Annotated in this window: 8 protein-coding genes and 1 pseudogene; 4 read left to right on the top strand and 5 right to left on the bottom strand. The window is 63.6% G+C overall.

The genetic code is table 11. The annotated features are described in order from the left end of the window. Positions 1-257 precede the first annotated feature (257 nt). On the top strand, positions 258-782 hold the full coding sequence (locus LG661_RS23540) for an HWE histidine kinase domain-containing protein (protein ID WP_230534423.1): 525 nt from the start codon (positions 258-260) through the stop codon (positions 780-782). A gap of 441 nt (positions 783-1,223) precedes the next feature. Here LG661_RS23540 and LG661_RS23535 read toward each other — a convergent pair. Continuing rightward, positions 1,224-2,131 (bottom strand): annotated as a pseudogene (locus LG661_RS23535) (LysR family transcriptional regulator). Positions 2,132-2,246: 115 nt separating this feature from the next. On the opposite strand from LG661_RS23535, the gene LG661_RS23530 reads away from it, so the two are divergent. From LG661_RS23530 to LG661_RS25600, 3 genes are read left to right on the top strand one after another with little or no spacing between them, the layout of a single operon-like run. After that, the gene (locus LG661_RS23530; RefSeq protein ID WP_230534422.1) at positions 2,247-3,125 is read left to right on the top strand and encodes an SDR family oxidoreductase; all 879 of its coding nucleotides are present in this window, start codon (positions 2,247-2,249) and stop codon (positions 3,123-3,125) included. 56 nt (positions 3,126-3,181) lie between these two features. Continuing rightward, the gene (locus tag LG661_RS25605) at positions 3,182-3,586 is read left to right on the top strand and encodes an NAD(P)-dependent oxidoreductase (RefSeq protein ID WP_407666830.1); all 405 of its coding nucleotides are present in this window, start codon (positions 3,182-3,184) and stop codon (positions 3,584-3,586) included. Beyond that, entirely contained in the window at positions 3,495-3,812 is a 318-nt protein-coding gene (locus LG661_RS25600; RefSeq protein ID WP_407666831.1) for an NAD(P)-dependent oxidoreductase, read from the top strand. Before LG661_RS25605 ends, LG661_RS25600 begins: the two co-directional genes overlap by 92 nt. Before the next feature lie 134 nt (positions 3,813-3,946). On the opposite strand, the gene LG661_RS23520 is transcribed toward LG661_RS25600, so the two are convergent. The 4 genes from LG661_RS23520 to LG661_RS23505 all read right to left on the bottom strand — a co-directional run bounded on the left by LG661_RS23520 (position 3,947) and on the right by LG661_RS23505 (position 6,540). Continuing rightward, positions 3,947-5,005: an MBL fold metallo-hydrolase gene (locus LG661_RS23520; RefSeq protein ID WP_230534421.1), complete on the bottom strand. Its 1,059-nt coding sequence runs from the start codon at positions 5,003-5,005 to the stop codon at positions 3,947-3,949. 109 nt (positions 5,006-5,114) lie between these two features. Next, positions 5,115-5,702: a hypothetical protein gene (locus LG661_RS23515; RefSeq protein WP_230534420.1), complete on the bottom strand. Its 588-nt coding sequence runs from the start codon at positions 5,700-5,702 to the stop codon at positions 5,115-5,117. 278 nt (positions 5,703-5,980) lie between these two features. Further along, positions 5,981-6,364 (bottom strand): DsrE family protein, encoded by a 384-nt coding sequence (locus LG661_RS23510; protein WP_230534419.1) that lies wholly within the window; start codon positions 6,362-6,364, stop codon positions 5,981-5,983. Between the two features lie 2 nt (positions 6,365-6,366). Further along, positions 6,367-6,540: a hypothetical protein gene (locus LG661_RS23505; RefSeq protein WP_230534418.1), complete on the bottom strand. Its 174-nt coding sequence runs from the start codon at positions 6,538-6,540 to the stop codon at positions 6,367-6,369. Positions 6,541-6,856 lie beyond the last annotated feature (316 nt).

The following is a 6,856-nucleotide window of genomic DNA, read 5'->3' as shown; positions in this document are numbered from 1 at the left end:
GCAGGCCCCGCCCGGTTCCTCATACCTGCCAAAGTAGTGCTAGAGAGCGGAGGGCCCGTGACGCTGGACAAGTGTTACCTGCGCTCTGACGGCACCCTGGTGTGGGCCAACAGCAGCATCACACGCCTGAGCCCGGCACCGGGACAGGCCGAAACGCTGCTCGCTGTCACGGTCGACCTCACCGCAAGGCATAAGGCCGAAGCGGCGCTACGCGAGAGCGTGGCCCGCCTGAGACTGGCGCTGGAGATGCAAGCCGGATGGCGGTGTGGGAGAGCGATACCCGCACCGATACGATCACCACATCCCCTGAATTGAACCTTCTGCTCGGATTTCCGGCAGATGCCTCTCCGAGCACCGAAGAGATCAGGTCGCGCTATGCACCGGGTGCCCGGGAAGGCCTGAAGGCGGCCGCAGCGGCTGCGCTTCAGCGCGGAGACCGCTACGCCGAGGGGGAGCTGGAGGTTATCTGGCCTGACGGCTCCCATCACTGCTTGCTCGTCCGCGCCGAGCTGGAGGTCACCGCTGTCGCCGGCAGTCCTCCGCAGATCAAAGCGACGGGGATCGCGTTCGACATAACCGGGGGCAAGCGCTGGGAGGAGCATCAACAGCTGCTGATCAACGAGCTGAACCACAGGGTGAAGAACACGCTCGCCACCGTGCAGGCGATGGCGACCCAGAGCCTGCGGCAGGTCAGCGAAGACAGCCGCCCGAAGCTCCAAAGCTTCGAGGATCGCCTGTTCGCACTGGCACGGGCTCATGACGTGCTGACCCGCGAGAACTAGGAAGGAGCGGAACTGCGGGAACTCGTCAACGAGGTCGTTGAACCCTATTCGCGCGGGAATCCCGAGCGGTTCGGAATCGAGGGGCCGCATCTCCGTCTGAGCCCGCCACGGGCGCTGGCGATTGGGATGGCGGTGCACGAGCTCGCCACGAATGCAACGAAGTATGGCGCGCTCTCCGTGCCAGCAGGGACTGTGGCCATCACCTGGACAGTCACTCCGGGTGATACACCGCACCCTACCCTGCGATGGCGGGAAAGGAATGGACCGCCCGTGGCGACCCCGACCCGCCGAGGCTTCGGCACGCGCCTTATTGAGCGGGGCCTGGCGCAGGATCTCGGTGGCAGTGTGCGTCTGACCTACGCACCTGAAGGCGTCGTATGCACCATGGACGTTCCGCTTGGGAATGCTGGTGATGGACTATGATGGCCACGGCTGGATAGCTCATGCCTGCCGCATCGCCCCCAACTCGTCAGGTGAGCCTTCAGGGAAGATGGCGCTGAGATAATTGACGAAGGCGGAGACCTTGTTGCTGAGCAGGCGGCGGGAGCTGTAGAGCACCCAGATCTCGGTGTCCTTCTTCGACGCCTTGCCCAGGAGACCAGCCGTCCTTTCGCCAGGTCGTCAGCCACGAGTGAACGCGGAAGCAGGGCGGCGCCTGCGCCAGACACCACAGCGTCGCGCACCATCGTCAGCGTCCCCAGCCGCAGGACAGGCTTGGGCGAGAATATCAGGCGGCCAGGGTGATCCACGATCGCCCATTCATCGTTCTCGCGGGCCGCGATCAGCACGACGGCTGGTACGGGATTGGTGATGGTGCTGCTCCCTCTGACCTGAGGTGCGAAGGCAGGCGCCGCGACCATCAGAACCTCGTCGCGTAGAAAGCGCTTGCCCACGAGCACCTCGTCAGGGCTTGGGTTGACCCTGATGACAAGATCGTAGCCCTCCTCGATGAGATCGACAGGGCGATCCTCGACAGTCACCTCCAGGCGCACATCCGGGAAGGCAGAAGCAAACCCAGCCGCAATGCGCCCCATGGCCAGATGGGAGAAAAGGGAAGGTACGCTTATGCGCAAGCGGCCCCTCGGTCTTTCGGTGCCAGACGCGATGTCTTCGGTCACCTGCGTGATCTCGGTGAGAAGGGTGGTCGTGCGCTCGTGAAGTGCACGGCCTTCCTCCGTCAGCCGGAGATCGCGCGCGCCTCGCTCGAACAGCCGGACGCCCAGGCTGTCCTCCAGCTCCGTCACGCGCCGCGACAAGGTAGCCTTGGGGCGGCCGCTGGCGCGGCTTGCCCGTCCGACACCGCCATGGGCCGCCACGAGGTTGAAGTCAGCGATTGCAAGAAGGTCCATGATCGTTTCACCAATGGGACGGTCTGTCCCATTTATGCGTCTATTTCGCTCCGGATGAAACACTTAGTTCATGAGGCGAGACGGCAAATGGCCGTCCTTGGTCAGGAGCCTCAACATGACGATACTGGTAGTTGGAAGCACAGGAACCATTGGCAAACAGGTTGTTGCCGGACTGGTCCAGCAGGGCGCAGACGTTCACGCTCTCGTACGGGATCCCTCGAAGGCGAAATTCTCGGAGAAGGTCGCGGTCGTCCGCGGCGACCTGATGGATATCGAGGCCATGCGTGCGGCCCTGTCGGAAGTGAGCACGCTCTTTCTCTTGAATGCCGTTACGCCTGACGAGGTGACCCAGGCGCTGATCGCCCTCAACCTCGCCCGCGAGGCGGGCATCGAGCGGGTGGTCTATCTCTCCGTGATCCATAGCGACCGCTACACGAACGTTCCGCATTTCGCCGGCAAGCATACGGTGGAACGTATGATCGAGCAGTTCGACATCCCGGCCACCATCCTCCGGCCTGCCTACTTCATGGATAACGACGCAAGCTTGAAGATGCCGCTTCTGGAATATGGCGTGTACCCGATGCCGGTCGGCAGTCTGGGACTGTCGATGGTGGACAGCCGGGACATCGCCGATCTCGCAGTCGCCGAGCTCCTGAGGCGTGGGCATGGGGCAGCCCCGCTGCCCCGGGAGATCATTCCGGTCGTGGGTCCCGACCGTCTGACCGGCAAGGCCATCGCTTCCATCTGGTCGGAGGTCCTCGGTCAGCCCGTCAGCAATGGCGGCGACGACGTAAGAACGTTCGAGGAGACCTTGAAGGCCTTCACGCCAGGCTGGATGGCCTATGACATGCGATTGATGGTGGAGCGCTTCCAGACCGACGGCATGCTCGCAGACAGCGAGGATGTCAGCAGGCTCGTGCAACGTCTTGGGCGGCCGCTGCACTCCTACAGGGAGTTCGCCACGCGCACTGCAGCCATCTGGCGGCAGGCCTGATTATACGCGCGTGTGTGGGTCGCCCCGATGACGGCGATGTTCTGAGGAAAAACATCATGAGAGTTCTGGTACTCGGCGCGACCGGAGGCACCGGTCGCGAGATTGTTCGTGAGGCACAGGCGCAGGGGCATGCAGTGACCGCCCTCGTTCGGTCGCCGGAGCGTGCGCAGGGTCTGTCGGGTGTTCATCTCGTGGCAGGAAATGCCTGTGACGCACCGATACTCCTCAAGGCGCTCGAGGAGTGCGACGGGGTGATCAGCGCCCTGGGCACAAGGCATAAGTCCGTTCAGGGAGGTCACATTGCTTTCGACGGCAACGAACGCACTGATCCCTACCATGCGGACTCGAGGCGTCAGGCGTCTTGTCTGCATCACAGGAATGGGAGCCGGCGACAGCCGGGGGCATGGCGGCTTTCTCTACGACCGTTTGATTCAACCGCTTTTGCTGCGAGAGGTGTATGAGGACAAGGACCGTCAAGAAGCCCTGATACGCGCCAGCGGCATGGACTGGGTGCTTGTACGCCCGACAGTCTTGAACGATAAGCCTGGCACCGGACAGATCCGCGCTCTCACGAACCTTTCAGCGTTTCATGGCGGCACCATCCCGCGGAGGGATGTCGCTCAGTTCGTAGTCGAGCAGCTCACGGGAAATGACTGGCTGCACAAGGCGCCGCTCATCACCAGCTAGGCTTTGCGATTTGACGGTTCGGTCATTGCTCGTCTTGGAGCCGGCCTGAACCATTCCTGTAGGACGAGACCGCCAGACGCTCCCGAAGGGCAGGGGACTTCCCGGTCGGGTTCCGAGCAGGCGCTGCACGGGCACTAGGCCGTCCAGACCTGTCCGGGGCGCATGGCGATGAAGCGCCGGGCTGGGATCCCTCCCGCCTGAAGGGCGGTCGCAAGATCCCGAGGCGGTTGGTCGACGCCTTCATCCGTGAGCCTGAACGTGCCCCAGTGATAGCCCAATGCAGACTTGGCCTTGAGAATGCGGAAGGCGCGAACCGCGTCGTCTGGGTTCATGTGATGAGGTACCATGAACCACCGCGGCTCGTAAGCCCCGATGGGCAGAAGGGCGACATCAAGGTCAGAATGCCGGGCGGCTATGGCCTCGAAGTGTAGGCCGCCGCCAAACCCGGTATCACCGGCAAAGTAGACCGAGCGGCCGCCGCTGCGCACCACGAAGGAGGCCCAGAGCGCATGGTTGCGGTCGTTGGTGGCGCGCGCAGACCAGTGATGGGCCGGCTCGACTATCACCTCAAGACCAGGAACCGCTTCAGCGCGATCTCCCCAATCCAGTGCTGTCACGGCGATACTCGGATCATGGGCTCGAATGATGGCGTCATTACCGAGCGGCGCCATGATCACCGGCTGGTCGCGCTTCCACAGGGATGCGAGTGTGGGAAGGTCAAGGTGATCATAGTGGCCGTGCGAGATCAGCACCGCATCGATCCGGGGCAGGCGATCGAGCGGAACACCCGGCCGATTGTACCGTCGCGGACCGGCGAACGGTACCGGACTGGCGCGCTCGGACCAGATCGGATCGGTAAGAATGTTATGGCCGGCGATCTGGATCAGGAAGGTCGCGTGCCCGACGAGGCTGATACGCAGATCGCGCTTCCCGACCCGCGCCGGGGGTGTGTCCTGGAACGGGCTGGGGTAGGCCTCAGGCCAGGCCACGGCACGCTTGCTCAGTTGCCAGTGCAGGAAGTCGACGAAGCTGCGGGAGCGCTCACCGCCAGGGTTGAAGAAGCGCTGTCCGTCGAAGTGATCGCTCAGCGGCCCCTTGTAGTAGAAGCCTCCCTGGTCGGCGCGAGCTTGAGACGCGGTACTCAGGAAGGGAAGCGCTCCGATGAGCTGTACAAAGCGTCTGCGCGAGAGCATGTATCTTCCTCGGCTAATGTGGAGCGCTGAAACATATTTAGGGCTCCGCCGAGGTCGCCTCAATCAGATTTAAGGGATTACACCGTTCCTCCGCATTGGGATCGCCAATCTACGATGCTGGGCCTGTGGCGACCTGCTCCCGCGCCGCCTTTCGGAACAGCCAGGCCGACACGAGCCACAGGGCAGCGAAAAACCCGGTCAGGACCACGACCGCTCCTGGCCCGTTCGCCCCAGCGGAGCCCGATCCGGTGATCAGGGCGATCACGCCGACGGATGCCTGAGCGAGCGCGGTCGCAGCCAGTGCCCGCGCCATTCCAGAGGGCTGAAAGCGCACGAGGAGTGCGCCGAGGATCCCGACTCCGAGCACTCCGCCATACATCGAGTTGGCTGGGTTATCTTCAGATCCGATGATGCCCACGGCAAGGCTCATCCAGACGAGGGTAAATGCGGCCACGACCGCAATACCGACTCCGGCCCGATAGGCACGGTTGCCGGTCCTCCTTGCCGTCAGCTCGTAGACGCCGCAGGCACAGAACAGCATCGCGCCGGCGACAGCGAAATCGGTCATATCCCAGACCACCTCCTCGGTGAACTGCATCGCCATCAGGGGCAGCAGCAAAATGAGCGCCGCGACTATCCAGGGCGTAACCCTCCAACGCCTACGCCCTCCCCCGCCTTCCTGCGCATTTCGTGCCATTGGCTTGCCTCCTGCGCTGGCCGACAAGTTATATTAATGCCCGATGGAAGGCAGACTCCAAGCCCTGGCAATGGCGCTAGGCCGTTTCGGCGCCCGGAGACTGCGAACGACATCTGATCGACGGCTGGGATCGGTGAACTGGAGTCCCGTGACCTCGGCCGATGCGACGAGTGCTGCGGCCAACCCTGCATTCGGCCGCCCACGTTTGACTGGGTCCGTGACGATCGATTGATCTCTTGAACCGGCTAGACGCGCGTGGAGCGCCTCAATGACCCGGCTCACCCGGGCACGAAGGCGTAGCCCTGCAGCTGGCGCTTGGCGAACTCCGTCATGGCCGAGGTCGAGATCTCGACGGGCTGCATCACGGCCTCGAATGGAAAGCCCGCTCCGGCGACAGCCTGCCCGCAGACGATCACCTCGACTCTGTTCTCCTCCAGCTGTCGCACCAGATCGGTGTTGGGATTCGCGGCACCGAAACGCGCTTGGTGATACCGGTCACTGATGATGGCGGCGGTCGCCGAGCCATGGACGACCGCGACGATGTCGGCCTTCTTCGGATCCATGCCGTCCAAAGCGAGAAGATTGACGAAGCGCGCCACGGAGGCGAGATCGGCGCTGACGCGCCCGTCTCCGGGCATTCCCTGGGTGACGTTGAAAACCACCTTTAGGTCTGTCCCTCAGGCAGCTTGGAGGTTGCATCCGGAACCGGCACTACAGGCCCGGCGCCGTTCACGGCGGGATACTGCCAGTCAGGGCCTTGTTGAGCGAATACGGGTGCTGCGCAAATGGCGATCGCACCTGCAAGTGCGGCGCCAGACAGGCGAGTCTTCTTCAGCATCTTTCCCTCCCGTGTGGCGGCAGGCGGTGCCGCGTGGGGTCCTCTGAAACATGCCGACGGTCGGACATCGGTTCCGCAAGGACTCTGTTCGGCGGTGGACACTCCAGGTCGTGCTCATTCGCAGCAGAAAGCCGCCCCTTACTGGCCAGGCAGTCTCTCCAGCCGGCTGCTCACCGGCACATTGTGGTCCAGGCAGGATGCGGATGCGTGCGGCACGGGATCCGGAAAAATTCTCGCCGCTTCACGAGTCGCCACGACTCCAGGAAACGCGAAGTGCCCCGCCGGCCGCTTGGGCCGGCGGGGCCCACGGCGCCGA

Origin of the sequence: Microvirga roseola (assembly GCF_020866965.1) — a bacterium.
Classification (GTDB): domain Bacteria; phylum Pseudomonadota; class Alphaproteobacteria; order Rhizobiales; family Beijerinckiaceae; genus Microvirga; species Microvirga roseola.
Note: the sequence above shows the minus strand (reverse complement) of the source record. Positions and strands in the feature narration are given on the sequence as shown.

What these genes read in the sequence shown, in the direction of transcription:
- LG661_RS23530 (WP_230534422.1), top strand. Translation starts at nt 2,247, where the DNA reads ATGACGATACTGGTAGTTGGAAGCACAGGAACCATTGGCAAACAGGTT.
- LG661_RS23515 (WP_230534420.1), bottom strand. Translation starts at nt 5,702, where the DNA reads ATGGCACGAAATGCGCAGGAAGGCGGGGGAGGGCGTAGGCGTTGGAGG.
- LG661_RS23505 (WP_230534418.1), bottom strand. Translation starts at nt 6,540, where the DNA reads ATGCTGAAGAAGACTCGCCTGTCTGGCGCCGCACTTGCAGGTGCGATC.
- LG661_RS23520 (WP_230534421.1), bottom strand. Translation starts at nt 5,005, where the DNA reads ATGCTCTCGCGCAGACGCTTTGTACAGCTCATCGGAGCGCTTCCCTTC.
- LG661_RS25605 (WP_407666830.1), top strand. Translation starts at nt 3,182, where the DNA reads ATGAGAGTTCTGGTACTCGGCGCGACCGGAGGCACCGGTCGCGAGATT.
- LG661_RS23540 (WP_230534423.1), top strand. Translation starts at nt 258, where the DNA reads ATGGCGGTGTGGGAGAGCGATACCCGCACCGATACGATCACCACATCC.